At 73.6% G+C, this 18,775-nt stretch carries 18 protein-coding genes and 1 pseudogene; 8 read left to right on the top strand and 11 right to left on the bottom strand.

The genetic code is table 11. From position 1 onward, the window contains the following. Window positions 1-221: 221 nt before the first annotated feature. Window positions 222-1,418, top strand: coding sequence for an SGNH/GDSL hydrolase family protein (locus QC282_RS15255; protein ID WP_279549900.1), 1,197 nt, complete (start codon window positions 222-224; stop codon window positions 1,416-1,418). Window positions 1,419-1,681: 263 nt separating this feature from the next. Here the strand turns inward: QC282_RS15255 and QC282_RS15250 are convergent, their stop codons facing one another. After that, on the bottom strand, window positions 1,682-2,038 hold the full coding sequence (locus tag QC282_RS15250; RefSeq protein WP_279549899.1) for a VOC family protein: 357 nt from the start codon (window positions 2,036-2,038) through the stop codon (window positions 1,682-1,684). 59 nt (window positions 2,039-2,097) lie between these two features. Between QC282_RS15250 and QC282_RS15245 the strand changes: the two genes are divergently transcribed. Next, entirely contained in the window at window positions 2,098-2,973 is an 876-nt protein-coding gene (locus QC282_RS15245; protein WP_279549898.1) for a universal stress protein, read from the top strand. Between the two features lie 33 nt (window positions 2,974-3,006). On the opposite strand, the gene QC282_RS15240 is transcribed toward QC282_RS15245, so the two are convergent. From QC282_RS15240 to QC282_RS15230, 3 genes are all read right to left on the bottom strand, one after another. Next, the gene (locus QC282_RS15240) at window positions 3,007-4,242 is read right to left on the bottom strand and encodes a DUF4032 domain-containing protein (protein ID WP_279549897.1); all 1,236 of its coding nucleotides are present in this window, start codon (window positions 4,240-4,242) and stop codon (window positions 3,007-3,009) included. Window positions 4,243-4,279: 37 nt separating this feature from the next. Beyond that, a complete protein-coding gene (locus QC282_RS15235; RefSeq protein WP_279549896.1) occupies window positions 4,280-5,041 on the bottom strand; it encodes an MBL fold metallo-hydrolase in 762 nt (253 codons plus the stop codon). Between the two features lie 89 nt (window positions 5,042-5,130). Next, a complete protein-coding gene (locus QC282_RS15230; RefSeq protein WP_279549894.1) occupies window positions 5,131-5,757 on the bottom strand; it encodes an alpha-ketoglutarate-dependent dioxygenase AlkB in 627 nt (208 codons plus the stop codon). Window positions 5,758-5,880: 123 nt separating this feature from the next. On the opposite strand from QC282_RS15230, the gene QC282_RS15225 reads away from it, so the two are divergent. Together QC282_RS15225 and QC282_RS15220 are read left to right on the top strand one after the other, a co-directional pair. Then, window positions 5,881-6,507 carry a TetR/AcrR family transcriptional regulator gene (locus QC282_RS15225; RefSeq protein WP_279549893.1) on the top strand — a complete coding sequence of 209 codons (627 nt, stop codon included), beginning with the start codon at window positions 5,881-5,883 and terminating at the stop codon, window positions 6,505-6,507. A 16-nt stretch (window positions 6,508-6,523) separates the two neighbouring features. Beyond that, window positions 6,524-8,197, top strand: coding sequence for an FAD-binding dehydrogenase (locus QC282_RS15220; protein WP_279549892.1), 1,674 nt, complete (start codon window positions 6,524-6,526; stop codon window positions 8,195-8,197). Window positions 8,198-8,216: 19 nt separating this feature from the next. Here the strand turns inward: QC282_RS15220 and QC282_RS15215 are convergent, their stop codons facing one another. Beyond that, window positions 8,217-8,567, bottom strand: a complete 351-nt coding sequence (locus QC282_RS15215; protein WP_279549891.1) for a DUF488 domain-containing protein — start codon at window positions 8,565-8,567, stop codon at window positions 8,217-8,219. A gap of 174 nt (window positions 8,568-8,741) precedes the next feature. Between QC282_RS15215 and QC282_RS15210 the strand changes: the two genes are divergently transcribed. Then, window positions 8,742-9,191, top strand: coding sequence for a DUF6098 family protein (locus QC282_RS15210; RefSeq protein ID WP_279549890.1), 450 nt, complete (start codon window positions 8,742-8,744; stop codon window positions 9,189-9,191). Window positions 9,192-9,243: 52 nt separating this feature from the next. On the opposite strand, the gene QC282_RS15205 is transcribed toward QC282_RS15210, so the two are convergent. Both QC282_RS15205 and QC282_RS15200 read right to left on the bottom strand, forming a co-directional pair. After that, window positions 9,244-11,637: an excinuclease ABC subunit UvrA gene (locus QC282_RS15205; protein ID WP_279549889.1), complete on the bottom strand. Its 2,394-nt coding sequence runs from the start codon at window positions 11,635-11,637 to the stop codon at window positions 9,244-9,246. 159 nt (window positions 11,638-11,796) lie between these two features. Beyond that, the gene (locus QC282_RS15200; protein ID WP_279549888.1) at window positions 11,797-13,017 is read right to left on the bottom strand and encodes a saccharopine dehydrogenase family protein; all 1,221 of its coding nucleotides are present in this window, start codon (window positions 13,015-13,017) and stop codon (window positions 11,797-11,799) included. A gap of 131 nt (window positions 13,018-13,148) precedes the next feature. Between QC282_RS15200 and QC282_RS15195 the strand changes: the two genes are divergently transcribed. Next, the gene (locus tag QC282_RS15195) at window positions 13,149-13,865 is read left to right on the top strand and encodes a TetR/AcrR family transcriptional regulator (protein WP_279549887.1); all 717 of its coding nucleotides are present in this window, start codon (window positions 13,149-13,151) and stop codon (window positions 13,863-13,865) included. Window positions 13,866-13,880: 15 nt separating this feature from the next. Here QC282_RS15195 and QC282_RS15190 read toward each other — a convergent pair whose 3' ends face one another. After that, complete coding sequence (locus QC282_RS15190; protein WP_279549886.1) at window positions 13,881-14,783, bottom strand: LysR family transcriptional regulator ArgP; 903 nt, start codon at window positions 14,781-14,783, stop codon at window positions 13,881-13,883. 69 nt (window positions 14,784-14,852) lie between these two features. Here QC282_RS15190 and QC282_RS15185 point away from each other — a divergent pair, with 69 nt between their 5' ends. Continuing rightward, complete coding sequence (locus QC282_RS15185; protein ID WP_279549885.1) at window positions 14,853-15,467, top strand: LysE/ArgO family amino acid transporter; 615 nt, start codon at window positions 14,853-14,855, stop codon at window positions 15,465-15,467. 80 nt (window positions 15,468-15,547) lie between these two features. Beyond that, a pseudogene (locus tag QC282_RS15180) lies at window positions 15,548-15,820 on the top strand (MFS transporter); the annotation flags it as partial. Window positions 15,821-15,922: 102 nt separating this feature from the next. Here the strand turns inward: QC282_RS15180 and QC282_RS15175 are convergent. From QC282_RS15175 to QC282_RS15165, 3 genes are all read right to left on the bottom strand, one after another. Continuing rightward, window positions 15,923-16,378, bottom strand: coding sequence for a cyclic nucleotide-binding domain-containing protein (locus tag QC282_RS15175; RefSeq protein ID WP_279549884.1), 456 nt, complete (start codon window positions 16,376-16,378; stop codon window positions 15,923-15,925). 304 nt (window positions 16,379-16,682) lie between these two features. After that, window positions 16,683-18,161, bottom strand: a complete 1,479-nt coding sequence (locus QC282_RS15170; protein ID WP_279549883.1) for an ornithine decarboxylase — start codon at window positions 18,159-18,161, stop codon at window positions 16,683-16,685. Window positions 18,162-18,508: 347 nt separating this feature from the next. Next, entirely contained in the window at window positions 18,509-18,730 is a 222-nt protein-coding gene (locus QC282_RS15165) for a hypothetical protein (protein WP_279549882.1), read from the bottom strand. Window positions 18,731-18,775: the final 45 nt, after the last annotated feature.

Below are 18,775 nucleotides of genomic sequence, written 5' to 3'. Positions count from 1 at the left end.
CGCGCCCGTGACGGGTGAAGGCCGGTGCGACGTTCTCGTGCCGTGACCCGCGCGTCGACGGCGCGCAACCGGTCTGTGGCATCGTCCCGCGAGCGGGGCCTCGTCGTCGACAGCGAGAGACAGTGGGAGAAGAACGGATGACCGACCCAGTGGCGGCCGCGGAGCCCCGCCCGAGCACCCCGGGCGCACGGACCGCGCGGATCGCACGAGGAGGCCGGGCGGTGGCCGCCGGCGTCCTGCTGGCGGCCGCCACCGTGCAGTGCGCCCCGGCCGAGGGCCACACCAAGGGCTCCGCCCACCCCCGGGACGTGGTCACGTGGGCGGCGGGCGCCCAGCGCCTCGACGAGGGCGTGGCCGGACGCGGCTACCGGCTCGTCGTGCGCACCAGCGTCGGCGGGACCGCCCCGCGGATCAGGCTCTCCAACGCCCACGGGGACCGGCCGGTGACCTTCGACGGCGTGTACGCGGGCCTGCGCGAGCGGGGTGCCGCACTGGTCCGCGGCACCAACCGGCGCCTCACCTTCGACGGCGAACCCTCCGTCACCGTGCCGGCCGGCGGGGCCGCCCTGAGCGACCCGGCGCGCCTGACCGTGCCCGCCTCGGCCGACCTCGTGGTCAGTTTCCGCTCGGCGGACGCGGCAGGCCCGGCGACCGGGCACTGGCTGGCCATGCAGACCTCGTACGTGACCCACGGCGGCCACACCGCCGAGGAGAGCGGCGCCCGATGGAGGCGGACGACCGGCTCCTGGTTCCACCTCGACGCCGTGTCCGTGCGCCCCGCCCGCCGGACCGGCGCCGTGGCCGTACTCGGCGACTCCCTCACCGACGGCTGGCGCTCCACGACCGACGCCAACCGCCGCTGGCCGGACCTCCTCGCCGAACGGCTGCGGCGCGCGGGCTCCGAGGTGCGGGGCGTGGCCAACGCGGGGATCGCCGGCGGCAAGGTCCTGTCGGACGGCGCCGGACCCTCGGCCCTGAACCGGCTGGGGAGCGACGCGCTGGGCCGGCCCGGCGTCCGCACCGTGTTCCTCTTCGCGGGGATCAACGACATCAAGTACCGCCCTGGCGTCACGGCACCCGAACTGATCGCCGGCTACCGGGAGATCGTCACGCGCGCGCACGCGGCCGGCAAGTGCGTCGTCGGCGCCACCCTCGCCCCCTTCAAGGGCTGGTCGGAGTGGAGCCCGCAGGCGGAGGCCGTACGCCAGGACGTCAACCGCACGATCCGCGACGGCGGGCTGTTCGACGCGGTCACCGACTTCGACCGCGCCCTGCGCGACCCCCGCCGACCGGGGCGGCTGCGGCCCGCCTACGACAGCGGCGACCACCTGCACCCCAACGACCGGGGCATGCGCGCGATGGCCGACGCCGTCGGCCTTGAGACCCTCGCCTGCCGCGACCGGCCCGATGCGGGCTGACCCCGGCTGTAACCGTTCCGCGGCGGCCGAGCCCGGCCGCGCTCGGCGCAGCGTCTTCGCCCGGAGGCCCCGTAGCGGCGTCCGAGGTCTTGGGCGACGGCGCGGACACCCCCGGGTCGTCGTCCCGGTGGAGGACGTACGCACAGGCCGTCGGGCGGTGCACCGGTCACGGCACGGCGACTTCGCCAGGACCGCGTCGGCCCTCGGCCACCGCAGGGTCGATCGCCGCGTCCGCCCCCGGGGCGCCGAGCGCGCCCCGAGGGTCAGGCCCGGCGCGGGCCCAGCACGCAGAACTCGTTGCCCTCCGGGTCCTGGAGCACGACCCACGGCTCGTCGCCGTCCTGGCCGACGTCCGCGGGGCGCGCGCCGAGCGCCAGCAGCCGCTCCACCTCCGCCGCCTGGTCGACGGGACGGAAGTCGAGGTGCAGCCTGTTCTTGATCGTCTTGCCCTCCGGCACCGTCCCGAACAGCAGGCCCGGCAGCCGGTCCCGCTCGGGCCGGATCTCGAACACCCCGGGCTCCTCGTCGACCACCACCCAGCCGAGCGCCTCGGCCCACCAGCGGCCCAGCGCGACGGGATCGGCGGCGTCGATCACGACCTGCTCCCACTCCGAGGACATGCGGGCAGGGTAGTGAAGACTGACCGGAGCACGCGACCGCACAACAGGGAGGCAGCGGCATGACAGGCGCGATCACGGCAGGGGTCGACGGCACGGCGGAGTCCCTCGCGGCACTGGACTGGGCCGCCAGGGAAGCGGTCCGGCGCGGCCTGGCACTGCGCATCGTGCACGCCTGGCGGTTCCAGCAGTACGACACGATCGGCTCCGTGGACCGCGAAAGCCAGGGGCAGGGCGCGCGGGCCCTCGCCGACGAGGCAGCCCGGACCGTCGCCGAACGGCACCCGGGGCTGGACGTGAGCACCGCCGTGCCCGAGGGCGGGATCGCCGACACGCTGGCCCGGGCCGCGGCGGACAGCGAGATGCTGGCGCTCGGCTCGCGCGGCCACGGGCCCGTCGTCGGCTTCCTGCTCGGCTCGGTCGGCCGGCAGGTCGTCGCCGAGACGGACGTGCCCGTGGTGCTGGTGCGGGCCGGGGACCGGGCGAGCACCGAGGCCGCCGGCCGGGAGATCGTCGTGGGACAGCAGGGCGGGCCGGACGACAGCCACGCCGTCCTGCGGTTCGCGTTCGAGACGGCCGCCGTCCGCAGCGCCACCGTGCGCGTGGTGCGGGCCTGGACCCTGCCGCCGCTGTTCGCCTACAGCCCGTCCTCGCTGAAACTCCTCGACGAGGCCGGGGGTCTCGAACCGTACGAGAAGTCGGCGCTGGCCGAGGCGGTGCGGCCGTGGCGGGAACGCTTCCCGGACGTGCCCGTCGTGGAGCACGTGGAGATGGGCAGCGCCGGGCAGGTACTGCTGTCGGTGGCGGGCACCGCGCAGCTGATGGTCGTCGGACGCCGCGCGCACCGCACGGCCGTCGGCGCCCGGGTCGGCTCGGTCACGCACGGCATGCTGCACCACGCGGAGTGCCCGGTGGCGGTCGTCCCGCACACCAGCTGACCTCGCGCGGTCACGCGGCGGACGCCCCCGGCCTCAGTCCGGCACGGCCGGCTGGAGCGTCTCGCGCGCCTTGGGCAGCACGTTCCGGATGTAGTCCTCGACGGCCGTGTCCAGGCCGATGTCGTGCTGCGCGCGCTCGGACAGGTACCAGCGGTGTTCCAGCAGCTCGTGGTAGATCTCGGCCGGGTCCATGGCGCCGCGCAGCTCGACCGGGACGGCCCGCACCGTGGGCCGGAACACGTCCCGCACCCACCGGTGCGCCAGCACCTCGGGGCGGGCGGCGAGCGGGTCGCCGGGGGCGTAGTCGTCCTGGGTGGCCATCCAGCTCTCCAGGTCGTTCAGCAGCCGCCTGGCCTGGTTCTCCTCGGCGTCCAGCCCGGTCAGGCGCAGCAGCTGGCGCTGGTGGTGTCCCGCGTCGACGACCTTGGGCACGAAGGTCACCGTGTCGCCGTTGGAGGAGTGCTCGATCTGCATCTCGGCCACGTCGAAACCGAGGTCGTTCAGGCGGCGTATCCGGCGTTCTATGTAGTGGTACTTGCCCGCCGGGTACACCGAGGTGCGGGTCAGCTCCTGCCACAGGTCCCGGTAGCGGGCGCAGATCTCCGTGCCGAACTCGACCGCGTCGACGGACGGGTGCAGCGCCCCGGACGCCTCCAGGTCGAGGAGTTCGCCGCTGATGTTGACGCGCGCGAGGTCGAGGTCGTAGTCGCGCTGGCCGGGGCTGAGCCGCGGGTGCAGCTCGCCGGTCTCGGCGTCGACCAGATAGGCGGCGAAGGCGCCCGCGTCGCGCCGGAACAGCGTGTTGGACAGCGAGCAGTCGCCCCACGCGAAGCCGGCCAGGTGCAGCCGCACCAGCAGCACGGCCAGCGCGTCCATCAGCCGGTGCATGGTCGCCGGGCGCAGCGTCGTCTCGAACATCGACCGGTACGGCATCGAGCCGCCCAGATGCCGGGTGATCAGCACCGGCTCCAGCGGCTCCCCGTCGCCGTCGGTGCGGCCGGTGACGACGGCCAGCGGGTCCACGGCCGGGATGCCGAGGCGGTCCAGGTCGCGCAGCAGCTCGTACTCGCGCAGGGCGGGGCGCTGGGCGAGCTCCTTGACGGCGATCACCTCGTCGCCGGCGCGGGAGTAGCGCACGACGTGGCGGGAGATGCCGCGCGGCAGCGGCACCAGGTACTCGTCCGGCCACTGCTCCAGGGGAAGGTGCCACGGCAGTTCCAGCAGGAGCGCCGGGTGCTCCGGGTTGGTCGCGCTGATCTGCAGAGCCATGGGTCGAGTGTCCTTGTCTCGGCCGGTGATCGTCACCTCACCCTAGAGGAACCGGTTCTGCTGCTTCCCGGGCCCGTCGGGCGGCCTCCCGCACCGGTCCGCGCAGTGCGGGCCCGTGACCGGGCAGCAGCAGGTCGGCGTCCAGCGCGGCGAGCACGTCCAGCGAGGCGGTGGCACGGCCCCGTTCGTGGTGGAACATGCCGGGCAGCAGCTGCGGTCCCGCCGTCCGCGAGGTGGGGTGGCCGCTCACCAGCGCGTCGCCCGAGACGACCACGCCGGCCTCGGGCAGGTGGAAGGCGCAGTGCCCGCCCGTGTGGCCGGGAGTGTGCACGGGCACGGGCCGCCCCGGCAGGTCGAGAGGACCGGCGGACGGGAACGGGCGCGGGGCGGTGACCGGAACGTGCGCCGTGCCGCCGGAGCGCAGCGCGCGCAGCGCCCAGGGCAGGACACCGGGCCGCCAACTGTTGCGCAGCACCTGTCCGACGGACACCTGGTGCAGGAACTCGCGGCGGGCGTGCGGCACTTCGGCCTCGTGCAGCAGCACCGGCGTGCCGTACCGGGCGGCCAGGTACTCGGCGGAGCCCAGGTGGTCGTTGTGGGCGTGCGTGACGAGGACGGCCGTGACGGCCTCCGGCGAACCGCCCACCGCCGCCAGGGAGTCCAGCAGCAGCTTCCGGTCGCGCGGATAGCCGGTGTCGATCAGCGTCACCGCGTCCCCGTCCGTGAGGACGACCCAGTTGGTGTCGCTGCCGTGCACCAGACAGATGCCGTCCGCCACGTGCCGCACGTCCGCCCGCATGACCGTCCCGCCGCTTCGAGGCCCCCGTCCGACGGGCACCGGCAAATCCGACGGGCACCAGCAAAACAGAACGGCGGGCGGAAGGGAGGTCAGCGCACGCCGTGCGGCCGGAACTGGATGCTGATGCGCGGCCCGGCGGCCCGCGCGGACTTCGGTACGCAGTGCTCCCAGGTCCGCTGGCAGGAGCCGCCCATCACGATCAGGTCGCCGTGGCCGAGCGGCCGGCGCACGGTGCGGCCGCCGCCCACCGAGCGCAGCAGCAGATCGCGGGGCGTGCCGACGGAGACGATGGCGACCATCGTGTCCTCGCGGGCGCCCCGGCCGATCCGGTCGCCGTGCCAGGCCACGCTGTCCCGGCCGTCGCGGTAGTAGCACAGCCCGGCCGTGGTGAACGGTTCGCGCAGTTCGCCGGCGTAGTGGTCGCTGAGCGTCCGGCGCGCCTCGGTCAGCACCGGGTGCGGCAGCGGGTCGTCGGCGCCGTAGAACGCCAGCAGCCGGGGGACGTCCACGACGTGGTCGTACATCTGGCGGCGCTCGGCCCGCCACGGCACCTCGGCGGCGAGCTGTTCGAACAGCGCGTCGGACCCGCCGAGCCAGCCGGGCAGTACGTCGATCCAGGCGCCGGACCCCAGTTCGGTGCGGCGCATCCCGCCGAGACCGCCGAGCCGCAGCTCGTCGGTCTGGTCGAAGAGCGAGCCCTGGAGGTACGTGGTCATACCGCCAGCGTACCTCTTAATCGAAAATGCGTTCCCATAGAGATCGTCGGGACCCGGTGCGGCGCGGGGCTGTTCGATGCATCGGGGTATCGGATACATTCGCGTATCGAACGGAGGTCCGGCATGGCGGTGGAGGGCACGACCGGGCGCGTGACCAGGCGCCGGGTGCGGACGCGGGCCAGGCTGCTCGACGCGGCGTTCGCCGTGTTCGCCGCCAAGGGCTTCGGCCGGGTGTCGATCGAGGAGGTCTGCGAGGCCGCCGGCTACAGCCGCGGCGCCTTCTACTCGAACTTCGCCAGCCTGGACGAGCTGTTCTTCGCCCTGTACCGGCAGCGGGCGGACCTCATCGCGGAGCAGGTCGCCGGGGCCCTCGCCGTGGACGGCGCGGACCTCGACGTGCCGGCGTCCGTCGACCGGGTCACCGAGGTGCTCCTCCTCGACGTGGACTGGCTGCTGGTGAAGACGGACTTCCTGGTGCACGCCGCCCGCGACCCCGCCGTCGCGCGGAGCCTGCTCGAACACCGCGAGCGGCTGCGGCGGGCGATCGCCGACCGCCTCGCCCGCGCCGCCGGACACCAGGAACTGCCCGCCGTACTGGGCGACGCCGACGGCGCCGCCCACGCGGTCGTCGCCGCGTACGACGGAGTGACCGTCCAACTGCTGCTGGACAAGGACGTCGAGCGCGCCCGCACCTGGCTCAAGCAACTGCTCACCGCCCTGCTGACCGACGGCAGCGGCACCCCCGGATGAAGAAGGGAACGTCGCCATGGACGCCGACGTCATCGTCGTCGGAGCGGGACTCGCCGGGCTCGTCGCGGCCCACGAACTGACCGGCCGGGGCCGCAGAGTCGCGCTCGTGGAACAGGAGAACGCCGCCAACCTCGGCGGCCAGGCCTTCTGGTCCTTCGGCGGGCTGTTCCTCGTGGACTCGCCCCAGCAGCGGCGCCTGGGCATCAGGGACTCCTTCGACCTCGCCTGGAGCGACTGGCAGGGCAGCGCCGGCTTCGACCGGACCGAGGACGAGGACTCCTGGGCGGTGCGCTGGGCACGCGCCTACGTCGAGTTCGCGGCCGGCGAGAAGCGGTCCTGGCTCGCCGGGCACGGCATCACCTTCCTGCCGACCGTCGGCTGGGCCGAGCGCGGCGACCTCACCGCGCACGGGCACGGCAACTCCGTACCCCGCTTCCACATCGCGTGGGGCACCGGCACGGGCGTCGTGGAGCCGTTCGTCCGGCACGCCCGGCAGGCCGAGCGGGACCGGCTGCTCACCTTCCACCACCGCCACCGCGTGGACGAACTCGTCGTGGAGTCGGGCGCCGCCCGCGGCGTGCGCGGCACGGTCCTGGCGGACGACTCCTCGCCCCGCGGCGTCGCCTCCAACCGCGACCGCGTCGGCGACTTCGAGCTCACCGCGCAGGCCGTGATCGTCACCAGCGGCGGCATCGGTGCCAACCACGACATCGTGCGCGCCCACTGGCCCGAGCGCCTCGGCACACCCCCCAAGGAGATGGTCACCGGCGTCCCCGCCCACGTCGACGGCCGCATGCTCGGCATCAGTGCCGCGGCCGGCGCCCGCCTGGTCAACCGCGACCGCATGTGGCACTACACCGAGGGCCTGCGGAACTGGGACCCGGTCTGGCCCGGCCACGGCATCCGCATCCTGCCCGGACCGTCCCCGATGTGGTTCGACGCCCTCGGCCGCCGGCTGCCCGAGCCGTGCCTGCCCGGATACGACACGCTGAACACCCTCAAGCACCTGCGCACCACCGAGGACCTCGCGGGCCACGACCACTCCTGGTTCGTGCTCACGCAGAAGATCATCGAGAAGGAGTTCGCGCTGTCGGGCTCCGAGCAGAACCCCGACATCACCGCCAAGGACCGCGGGGCCTTCCTACGCGAACGCATCCTCGGCAAGGGAGCGCCCGGACCCGTGGACGCGTTCCTGCGCAAGGGCGCCGACTTCGTCACCGCGCCCACCCTGGAAGGGCTCGTGGAGAAGATGAACGGCCTGACCGACCGGCCGCTGCTCGACGCGGCGCACCTCCGCCGCCAGATAGCGGCCCGCGACCTCCAGCTCGCCCACGCCTACAGCAAGGACGCCCAGGTGCAGGGCATCCGCAACGCCCGCCGCTACATCGGCGACCGCCTCGGCCGGGTCGCCACCCCGCACCGCATCCTCGACCCGTCCGCCGGGCCCCTGATCGGCGTCAAGCTGCACATCCTCACCCGCAAGACGCTCGGCGGCATCCAGACCGACCTCGGCTCCCGCGCCCTGGGCGCCGACGGCACGCCGGTCGAGGGCCTGTACGCGGCCGGTGAGGTCGCCGGGTTCGGTGGCGGCGGTGTGCACGGCTACAACGCGCTGGAGGGCACCTTCCTCGGCGGCTGCCTGTTCTCGGGCCGGGCGGCGGGCCGGGCCGCCGCACAGCAGACCGCCTGAACCGGGCCGGCCCGGCTCCTCAGTCCCGCAGGAGCCGGGCCAGCACCGCCGCGTGGCTGCTCTCCGGGTCCTTCGACGCGGTCAGCAGCGTCACCGTCCCCTCGCGGGCCAGGTCCCGCACGTGGTCGAGGAGTCCGGCCGCCTCGGGCTCGGCGAGCTCCGCCTCGTACCGCCCGGCGAACTCCTCGTACGAGCCCTCGCCGGCGTGGTACCAGCGGCGCAGCTCCGTCGACGGCGTCATGGCCTTCGGCCACTCGTCGACCCGGGCCGCGTCCTTGGCCAGGCCGCGCGGCCACAGCCGGTCGACCAGCACCCGGACGCCGTCACCGGACTCGGGCGGTTCGTAGACGCGGCGCACGCGAACGCTCACGGTCGGGCCTCCTCGGCGGTCGGGACGCTGGTGCCGCGAGGCTACTGCCGCCGCACGGGCGGCGCGGCCCGGCGCGATCCGGCCGGGGGAGAAGCTGCCTGGTTGCGGCCGCCTTCTGCGGGTACTCCGACCGCCTGACGGATCCGGACCGACGGCGACGAGGGAGGACGCGACATGAGCGCATCGGACGACCTGCCCAGCGTGCGCACACTCGCCGAACTCACCGGCCTGGTCGAACGCGACCGGGGCCTGTACGTCCGTTGGTCGCGCGGCCCCGAGGCGGACCTCTCCGAGGTGTCCAGCAAGGACGAGCTCACCGGTGTGTCCATGCCCGGCCTGTCCGCCAATCCCCTGGACGTCGAGGACTGGTGGGAGGACCGTTCCGTGCACGTGTGGGTGGCCCGCCGGCTGCACGACTACGCCCACCTGCCGCACGAGAAGGGCCCCGGCGTACGCCCGTGGGTGCTGACCGGACGGGAGAACGGCCGCGGCCCCGACAACGAGCCGCTGGTCACCGACGCCCGGCCGATGTGCTGGATCGACGACGGCGTGATCGAGGAGGCGCGGGACGTCGTGGAACGGCAGGAGCACCCCTGGGGCCCTCTGCGCCGCTCCGGCCGCTGACGCCGCCGTGCCCCCGGCCGGAGCGGACGGGGACACGGGCAGCGGGTCGCGGTCAGGCGCCGACGTAGGCCGCCAGGTGCTCGCCGGTGAGGGTGGAGCGGGCGGCGACCAGGTCGGCGGGCGTGCCCTCGAAGACGATCCGCCCGCCGTCGTGGCCGGCGCCCGGACCCAGGTCGATGATCCAGTCGGCGTGCGCCATGACCGCCTGGTGGTGCTCGATCACGACGACCGACTTGCCGGAGTCGACGAGCCGGTCGAGCAGGCCGAGCAGCTGCTCGACGTCGGCGAGGTGCAGGCCGGTGGTCGGCTCGTCCAGGACGTACACCCCGCCCTTGTCGCCCATGTGCGTGGCCAGCTTCAGCCGCTGCCGCTCGCCGCCGGACAGCGTGGTGAGCGGCTGGCCGAGCGTGAGGTAGCCGAGACCGACGTCCGCCATCCGCTCCAGGATCCGGTGCGCGGCGGGGGTGGCGGCCTCGCCGGTGCCGAAGAACTCCTCGGCCTCGGTCACCGACATCGCGAGCACCTCGCTGATGTCACGGCCGCCGAAGCGGTACTCCAGCACCGACGCCTGGAACCGCTTGCCCTCGCAGTCCTCACAGGGCGTGTCGACGCCGGCCATCATCCCCAGGTCGACGTAGACGACGCCCGCGCCGTTGCAGGTGGGGCAGGCACCCTCCGAATTGGCGCTGAACAGCGCGGGCTTCACGCCGTTGGCCTTGGCGAACGCCTTGCGGATCGGGTCGAGCAGTCCGGTGTACGTCGCCGGATTGCTGCGCCGCGAACCGCGGATCGGCGCCTGGTCCACCGACACCACGCCCCCCGGGGCGGGGAGGGAACCGTGGATGAGCGAGCTCTTGCCGGAGCCCGCGACGCCGGTGACGACGCACAGCACGCCGAGCGGGATGTCGACGTCCACGTCGCGCAGGTTGTTCGTGGACGCGCCGCGGATCTCCAGCGTGCCGGTGGGCTTGCGCACCGTCTCCCTGAGCGTGGCCCGGTCGTCCAGGTGGCGGCCGGTGACGGTGTCGCTCGCCCGCAGCCCTTCGACCGTGCCCTCGAAGCAGACGGTGCCGCCCGCCGAACCGGCACCCGGGCCGAGGTCCACGACATGGTCGGCGATCGCGATGGCCTCCGGCTTGTGCTCCACGACGAGCACCGTGTTGCCCTTGTCCCGCAGCCGCAGCAGCAGGTCGTTCATCCGCTGGATGTCGTGCGGGTGCAGGCCGATGGTCGGCTCGTCGAAGACGTACGTGACGTCGGTCAGCGAGGAGCCGAGGTGGCGGATCATCTTGACGCGCTGCGCCTCACCGCCCGACAGCGTGCCCGCGGGCCGGTCGAGCGAGAGATAGCCGAGGCCGATCTCCACGAACGAGTCGAGGGTCTGCCGCAGCGCGGTCAGCAGCGGCGCCACCGACGGCTCGTCCAGGTCCCGGACCCATGCGGCCAGGTCACGGATCTCCATGGCGCAGGCGTCGGCGATGGACACCTTCTTGATCTTCGACGACCGGGCGCCCTCGCTGAGCCGCGTGCCGTCGCACTCGGGGCAGGTGGTGAAGGTGACCGCGCGCTCCACGAACGCCCGGATGTGCGGCTGCATCGCCTCCTTGTCCTTGGACAGGAACGACTTCTGGATCTTCGGGATCAGTCCCTCGTAGGTGAGGTTGATGCCGTTGACCTTGATCTTGGTCGGCTCCCCGTAGAGGAAGGCGTGCATCTCCTTCTTGGTGTACTCGCGGATCGGCTTGTCCGGGTCCACGAAGCCGGACTGGGCGTACAACTGCACCGTCCACTGGCTGTCCGACTTCCAGCCGGGGATGGTGAACGCGCCCTGGGACAGCGACTTGGAGTCGTCGTAGAGCTGGGTCAGGTCGATGTCGGAGACCTTGCCGCGGCCCTCGCAGCGGTTGCACATGCCGCCGACGCGCTCGTACGTCGCCTTCTCCGCCTTGGTCCTGGCGCCGCGCTCGACGGTGATCGCGCCGCTCGCCCGGACCGAGGCGGTGTTGAAGGAGTACGCGCTCGGCGGGCCGATGTGCGGCTCGCCGAGCCGGCTGAAGAGGATGCGCAGCATCGCGTTGGCGTCGGTGACGGTGCCGACCGTGGAGCGCGGATCTCCGCCCATCCGCTGCTGGTCGACGCTGATCGCGGTCGTCAGCCCGTCCAGCACGTCGACCTCGGGCCGCGCCAGCGTCGGCATGAAGCCCTGCACGAAGGCGCTGTACGTCTCGTTGATCAGCCGCTGCGACTCCGCCGCGATCGTGTCGAACACCAGCGAGCTCTTGCCCGAGCCGGAGACGCCGGTGAACACCGTCAGGCGGCGCTTCGGGATCTCGATGCTGAGGTCCTTGAGGTTGTTCACGCGCGCGCCGTGCACGCGGATCATGTCGTGGCTGTCGGCGGCGTGCGGTGCGCCCGACTTCGTGTCCGACCTCTTGGACGTGCTCATTCTCAGTCTCCATCCGTCGCGCGGGGCTCCTGCGCGGCCCCGTCGGCGTCCCCTGGCCCGATCCAACCAGGCATCGGGCGGTCCGTCTGCCGCAACGCTAGAGCGGGCGGGGGGTCCGGCGCTTCTCGCATACTGATCGATCCGCCGTGCCGCCGCCGGTCACTGCTCCCGCAGGCCCCAGGGGGAGCCGTAGGCGGTCAGCAGGTCGAGGAACGGGCGGGCCGGGAAGGCCTCCGGACCGAGCACCCCGGTGCCCGACCAGGCGCCGGTGGCGAGCAGTTCGAGCGCGACGACCGGGTTGACGGCGGTCTGCCACACCACCGCCTGGCAGCCGTACTCCGTCATGGACCACTCGTTGTCGACGACGTGGTAGAGGTACACCTCGCGCGGCGCACCGTCCTTCACGCCCCGCACCCAGGTGCCCGCGCAGGTCCTGCCCCGCATCCGCCCGCCCAGCGTCGCCGGGTCGGGCAGGCAGGCGGCGACGACGTCCCGGGGCGAGACCGCCACCGGCCCCGCCGGGCCCGGCACGGTGACCGGCTCGGTGCGGTCGAGGCCGAGCAGGTGCAGCGTCCTGAGCGTGTTCACGAACTCCTCGCCCAGGCCGTACTTGAAGGTGACGCGGCGCGCGCCGACCCAGCGCGGTACGAGCAGCACCTCCTCGTGCTCCACGTTCACGCACTCCACCGGGCCGATGCCCGCCGGGAAGTCGAACACCTCGGGTTCGCTGAACGGCTCGGTCGTGAACCAGCCGCGGTCGGCCTCGTAGACGACCGGCGGGTTGAGGCACTCCTCGATCGTGGTCCAGATGCTGAACGACGGGGCGAAGCCGTACCCGTCGACGGTGAGGTTCGCGCCGTCCCGGACGCCGATCTCCTCGATGTCGTCGAACAGTTCGTCGGCCGCGTACCGGGCGAACACGTCCGACAGGCCCGGCTCCACGCCCATGCCGACGAGCGCGAGGACGCCCGCCGCCTCCCAGTCGGCCGCCGCCGCGAACTGCTCGTCGCCCAGCTTCACCCCGCACTCCTGGTACGGGCGCTCCGGGTGCGGCCGGGACAGCGACATCGCCATGTCGAGATACGTGGCGCCCGCCGCCCGCGCGGCCCGGAACAGCGGCATCACGAACCGCGGGTCGGTGGCGTTGAACAGCACGTCGCAGGCGTGCCGGCGCAGCAGCTCCGCCACCGCCGCCTCGTCCCCGGCGTCCACCCGCTCGGCGCGGAACCGGCACGCCCCGTCGCCGAGCGCCGACACGGCGGCCTCGCCGCGGGCCGGGTCGTGGTCGGCCACCACCATCAGCTCGAAGAACGAACGGCGGGCCGCGATCCGGGTGACGGCGGTGCCCACACCACCGGCTCCCACGAGCAGAACACGCATGACGGAACTCCCTCCGGGTCGAGGAACGGGAAAGGAACACGGACGAGGTGGGGCCCCGGACGGAGATGGTTCGCCGGACCGTCCTTTAAGGTCAATGGCGTTGGCATAAGACCGGGGAGAGGAAGGCGGCCATGGCCAAGCGGGTGGTGTCCGAGGAGAAACGGCGGCGGCGCCGGCCCACGAGAAGCGGCACGGTGCTGTCCGAGGAGCTGATCGTCGAGACCGCGCTGCGGATGCTGCGCGAACACGGCAGCGGCGGCCTGACCGCCCGTCGGCTCGGCCTCGCCCTCGACTGCGACCCCAGCACGCTCTACCGGTACTTCCGCGGCATGGACGACCTGACCCTCGCCATCGGCGACGCCCTCATCGGACAGGCCCTGCGCGGCTGGGAACGCACGGGGGAGTGGCGGGCGGACCTCAGGACCGTCGGACTGCGCATCCACGCCGCCTACGTGGCCCACCCGCAGGCCGCGCTGCTCACGGCGAGCCGGGTCACGGGCCGCGCGAACGAGCTGGCGGCCGACGAGGCGGTCCTCGACGTCCTGCGCACGGCCGGGTTCCCGCTGTCCGACACCGTGCGCGTCTACCACGCCTTCATCGACCAGACCCTGGCCTTCGCCGCTCTCGACGCCGCCTCGCTGGCCCTGCCGCCGGACACCCTGCGCGCCGACGAGGACATGTGGCTGTCCACCTACGCCCGGCTGCCCGCCCGGACCCACCCCCGGATCGCCGAGGCCGCGCCGCTGCTCGCGACGCGCATGGTCACCAGCGCGTACCCGACGGCACTGGAGATGCTGCTGGAGAGCGCGGCGGCGCGGCTGGCGGCGGTGGGCGGCAGAAGACGCTAGCGCGTCGGCTACGGCTCAGCCGGGCCCGCGCAGCGCCTGCGCCGCCGCCGACACCACCGCCTCCGCGACCGCCGCCAGCGCCGGGGAGTCGAGCTTCCACTGCTGCCAGTACAGCGGCACGTCGACCCAGTGGTCCGGGGCCAGCTCGACCAGGCGCCCGGCGCGCAGCAGCGGGTCCGCCTGCGCCTCGGGCAGCAGCCCCCAGCCGAGGCCGGCCGCGACCGCCTCCGCGAACCCCTCCGACGTGGGCACGAAGTGCCGCCTGCCGCCGGTGGCGCCCGGCCCGCCGAGCCGGCGCACGAAGCCGTCCTGGAGGTCGTCCCGCCGGTCGAAGGTCACCACGGGCGCCGCGCCGAGCGCCTCCACCAGCGGCGCGTCCCGCAGATGGCGCGCGGCGAACTCCGGGTTCGCCACCGGCAGATACCGCATCCGGCCGAGGGCCCGCACCGAGCACCCCGGCACCGGGTCGGACGAGGACGTCACCGCCGCCATGACGAGCCCTTCCCGCAGCAGCGCCGCCGTGTGGTCCTCGTCCTCGCGGCGCAGCTCGAAGGAGAGCGCCGGCTCCTCGGGCACCCGCGTGAGCGCGGCGAGGAACCACGTCGCCAGCGAGTCCGCGTTCACCGCCACCGGCACCCGCGTCGGCTCCCCGGCGCCGCTCAGCCCCAGCTCGGCGTACGCGTCGTGTTCGAGACGGGCCAGCTGTCTGGCCAGCCGTACGACCACCGCGCCGGACTCGGTCGGCCGCACCGGCTTGGTCCGCATCAGCAGCACCCGGCCGGTGCGCTGCTCCAGCGCCTTCACCCGCTGGCTCACCGCCGACGGCGTCACGTGCAGCGCGGCGGCGGCCGCGTCGAAGGTGCCCTCGTCGACCACCGCCAGCAGCGTCCGCACCTGGTCCAGCGGAAGCTCTCCCATCACAGTGGCTAATGGTACGTAAAAATCTTTAGCTGTACGGCGAGTGGTCCTTTCCCTAGCGTCGAGGCCATGACCCCAGCTCTGACCGCCACCGCCGCGGGATTCGGCACCGGCCTGTCCCTCATCGTCGCCATCGGCGCCCAGAACGCCTTCGTCCTGCGCCAGGGCGTCCGCCGCCACGCGGTCCTCGCCGTCGTCGGCATCTGCGCCCTGTCCGACGCCCTCCTCATCGCCCTCGGCGTCGCCGGGGTCGGCGCGATCGTGGTGGCGTGGCCCGGCGCGCTGACGGCGGTCGGCTGGATCGGCGGCGCCTTCCTGCTCTGCTACGGCGCCCTGGCGGCCCGCCGCGTGTTCCGCCCCGCCGAAGGGCTCACGGCGGAGGGGGAGACGACCGGCTCACGCAGGCGGGCGGTGCTGACCTGCCTGGCGATGACGTGGCTGAACCCGCACGTCTACCTCGACACCGTGTTCCTGCTCGGCTCCGTCGCCGCCGACCGCGGCCCGCTGCGCTGGACCTTCGGCCTGGGTGCCGTGCTGGCCAGCCTCTGCTGGTTCGCCGCGCTCGGCTTCGGGGCCCGGCTGCTGAGCCGTTTCCTGGCCCGCCCCGCCGCCTGGCGGGTCCTGGACGGACTGGTCGCCCTCACGATGGCCGTGCTCGGCGTGAGCCTGATCGCCGGAGCCTGAGACGGCGTGCGGGCCGCGTCGGCGGGGGTGCCATAGTGATCCCGACCAGAAAGATGTAACGAGCAACCAGGGCGACGTACGTGGACACCAGCGAGAGCGGCGCCGCACCGCGACCGGAGACCGGGCGGGCGGCGCGAGCGCCCCGCCGGGGGTGGCGCCGCTGGGCCATGGACACCCGCCCCCTGCGCATCCCCGCCTACCGCAGGCTGTGGTCGTCGACCGTCGTCACGGCGGTCGGCAGCCAGCTCACCGCGGTCGCCGTACCCAAGCAGATCTACGACATCACCGGCTCCTCGGCGTGGGTCGGCGCCGCGAGCCTCGCCGGACTGCTGCCGCTGGTGGTGTTCGCGCTGTGATGCTGGCCCTGGCCGCCGCGGTACCCGCCCTGCGGCGCTACCGGGTCTGAACCGCGGAAGCCGTCCGGCACGGCGCCGCCCGTGCCGCGCACCGGGGCCTCAGAGAACGCCGCGCCGGTGCATCGAGTACTGCTCCATGAGCTTGCCCCGGGTCATCTCCAGGCGGTGCGCGAGGATCTCCGCCACGCCGCGCACCAGCGTGAGCCCGAGCTGGGGGTCCTCCTCGCACGCCCCGAGCACCGCCGCCGCGTCGAACTCGTAGGCGCGCACCGGGCTGAAGGCCTCCGCGCCGAAGTCCCACTCGTACGGCGGGAACAGCCAGGACCAGCCGAGCAGGTCGCCCGCGCCCAGGCTGGCGACGGTCACCCGGTGCAGGGAGTTCACGCGCTGGTCGAGGCTGACGGCGCCCGAGCGGATCACCCAGAAGCGGTCGGCCCGGCCACCCGCCTCGAAGATGCGGCAGTCCTCCGGGAAGGAGACCTCCCGGGCCAGCGTCATCAGTCGCTGTCGCTGGGGCGACGGCAGGGCGGTGAGCAGTTTGATCGCTTTGGTCATGAGGCGGGGCTCCTCACCGGCGGTTCGGTCCGGGTGCTTTCCCTACGCCCATTTCAGCCGCTGCGCACGCCCGGGGCACCTCGGCGGATGACGCTTTTCCGTGAGAGCGCGGCAGGAGGGCAGAAAAGTGCCCTGGCTGGACGGGGGAAACCAGCCAGGGCAGCAAGGTGACGTGCGGGGGACGGATGCGTCGACCCCGTCGCCACGTGCATGAACGATAAACCAACGCGGGGCGCCGCACGCAACCGGAACCGGGTCACGTGACCGGTTTCACTTTTCCGGTCGCTGACGAGGGCCCCGGCTCTCAGTCGGCGTCGCGGGCCACCACCCGGATCGTCTCCAACCCGGGATCGGTCGGGTCCGGCAGATGCATGCCGGCCGCCAACCCGGTGCGCACATACCGCAGTACGGGCTCGGTCAGCCGCTCGCCGGGCAGCACCGCCGGAATCCCGGGCGGATACGGCGTCACCATCTCGGCGGCGACCCGGCCCGGCGCCCGGTCCACGGGCACGTCCTCGGTGGGCCCGAAGAAGGCGTCGCGGGGCAGCATCGCCTGCTCCATGCGCAGCCCGTCCGGCGACGGCACGTCGACCTGCGGGGCCGGACGCAACTCCGGTGCGGCGTGCGCCAGGTCCTTGAGCGCGGCGAGCAGTTCCCCGGCCGTCTCCCGGTCGTCCCCGTGCGTGATCTGCATGCCGATGCGGCGGTGGTCGACGAGATGCGCGTCCACGCCGCGGTGCTCGCGCAGCCAGTCCGCCGCGCGGAACCCGGTGACCCCGAGCCCGGCGAGGTCGATGACGACGGGCAGCGGGTCGAAGTCGTCGGCGAGGCCGGGGCCGCAGAAGTCGGCACGGTCGTTGACGTGCATGCCGTCGATGTTCTCGACGGCGGCACGGACCTCGGCCGCGAGATCCAGCGCGCCGCCCATCAACTCCTCGCCATGCAGGGCCATCTGCCGCCGCCAGCCGTCCATTCCGGCGAGGATCAGCACCGACGGGCTGGTCGTGCCGAGCAGGTCCGCGCGCATCCCCAGCAGCTTCGGCGGCACGAGGTCGCCGCGCAGATGGAAGACCGAGCCCTGCTCCAGTCCGCTGCCCATCTTGTGGATGCTGGTGACGCAGATGTCGGCGCCCGCGTCCATCGCCCACGACGGCAGGTCCGGGTGGAAGGGCAGGTGCGCGCCCCACGCCTCGTCCACGATCAAGGGCACGGAGCGGCCGTGGCACACGTCGGCCACGGCCCGCAGGTCGGCGCACGCGCCGTACGGCGTGGGGCTGGTGACCAGCGCGCCCTTGGCGTCGGGACGGGCGTCGAACGCCGCCGCGAAGTCGTCGGCGGACGGCGGGTGCGCGAGGTGCCGTTCGGCGTCCCACCGCGGCTCGACCCAGACGGGTTCGATGCCGGACAGGATCAGGCCCGCCACGACGGACTTGTGGGCGTCCCGGCCGATCAGCAGCTTCTCGTGCGGGCCCGCGACGGCCAGCATCGCCGCCTTCACGGACAGGGAGCTGCCGCACGTGCTGAAGAACGTGTGCTCGGCGTGCACCGCGTCCGCCATCAGCTCCTGCGCCCGTTGCAGCACCCGCCCCCGGACCAGCCGGTCGTCGAGTCCGCCGGACGCCAGCACGTCACCGAGGAACACCGCGTCGCCCAGCACCTCCCGCACCGCCGGATCGGCGCCGCGGGCCTGCTTGTGCCCGGGCGGGGTGAAGCCGAGCCGCCCCTCACGGTGATAGTCGGCCAGCGCTTCGAGTACCGGTGCCCGCGTGTGGTCAGCAGTCATGCCGCCTCGGGTGCCCGGCGCGGCACCCCGCAATCGCCGGCACCCGTGAGGGAACCGGCCGGCCCACCGCCCGGCACGGCCGGAACCGCTGGTCGGCGCCCTGTTCGGCCCTCACCGTCGACGCTGCCCGGCGGGTCCCTCTTCCGGCTCAGCGCGAGCCCGGTGCCGGGTCCGTAGCCGGTGCTGTGCCGGTCGGCCGGCGAGCCGGGGCAGTACCGGGACAGGGTGCCTCCGGACGAGGCTGACGCAGCACCCGGGAGTCCTCTGACGGCCGGGCCGACTCCGCGCAGGGCACGGTCCGACCCGGCCACGGGGCCCGGCCCCCGGACCCTCGGCCCGGCGCCGGGTCAGTCCGGCTCCGGGTGCCTGCCGGGGGTCAGGATCTCGTCCAGCACCCGCAGCACGGCCTCGTAGGCCAGCTCCCGTACGGCCGCGTCGCCGGCCCCGGCCGGGTCGGTGCGTCCGAGTTCGTCGCGCCTGGTCCGCCAGGTCCGCCGCTCCGCCGCCGCGCAGGCCCTCGCGCGCCGGATGCGCCGCAGCAGTTCGTCCGAGTCCACCACATCGGTCATGCCGTCCAGGTACCCCCAGACGGCGGAATGACCGCCCCTCCACCG

Origin of the sequence: Streptomyces sp. DH24 (assembly GCF_029813775.1) — a bacterium.
Lineage (GTDB): Bacteria > Actinomycetota > Actinomycetes > Streptomycetales > Streptomycetaceae > Streptomyces.
The sequence above is the reverse complement of the archived record's forward strand: the minus strand, read 5'-3'. Positions and strand labels throughout refer to the sequence as shown.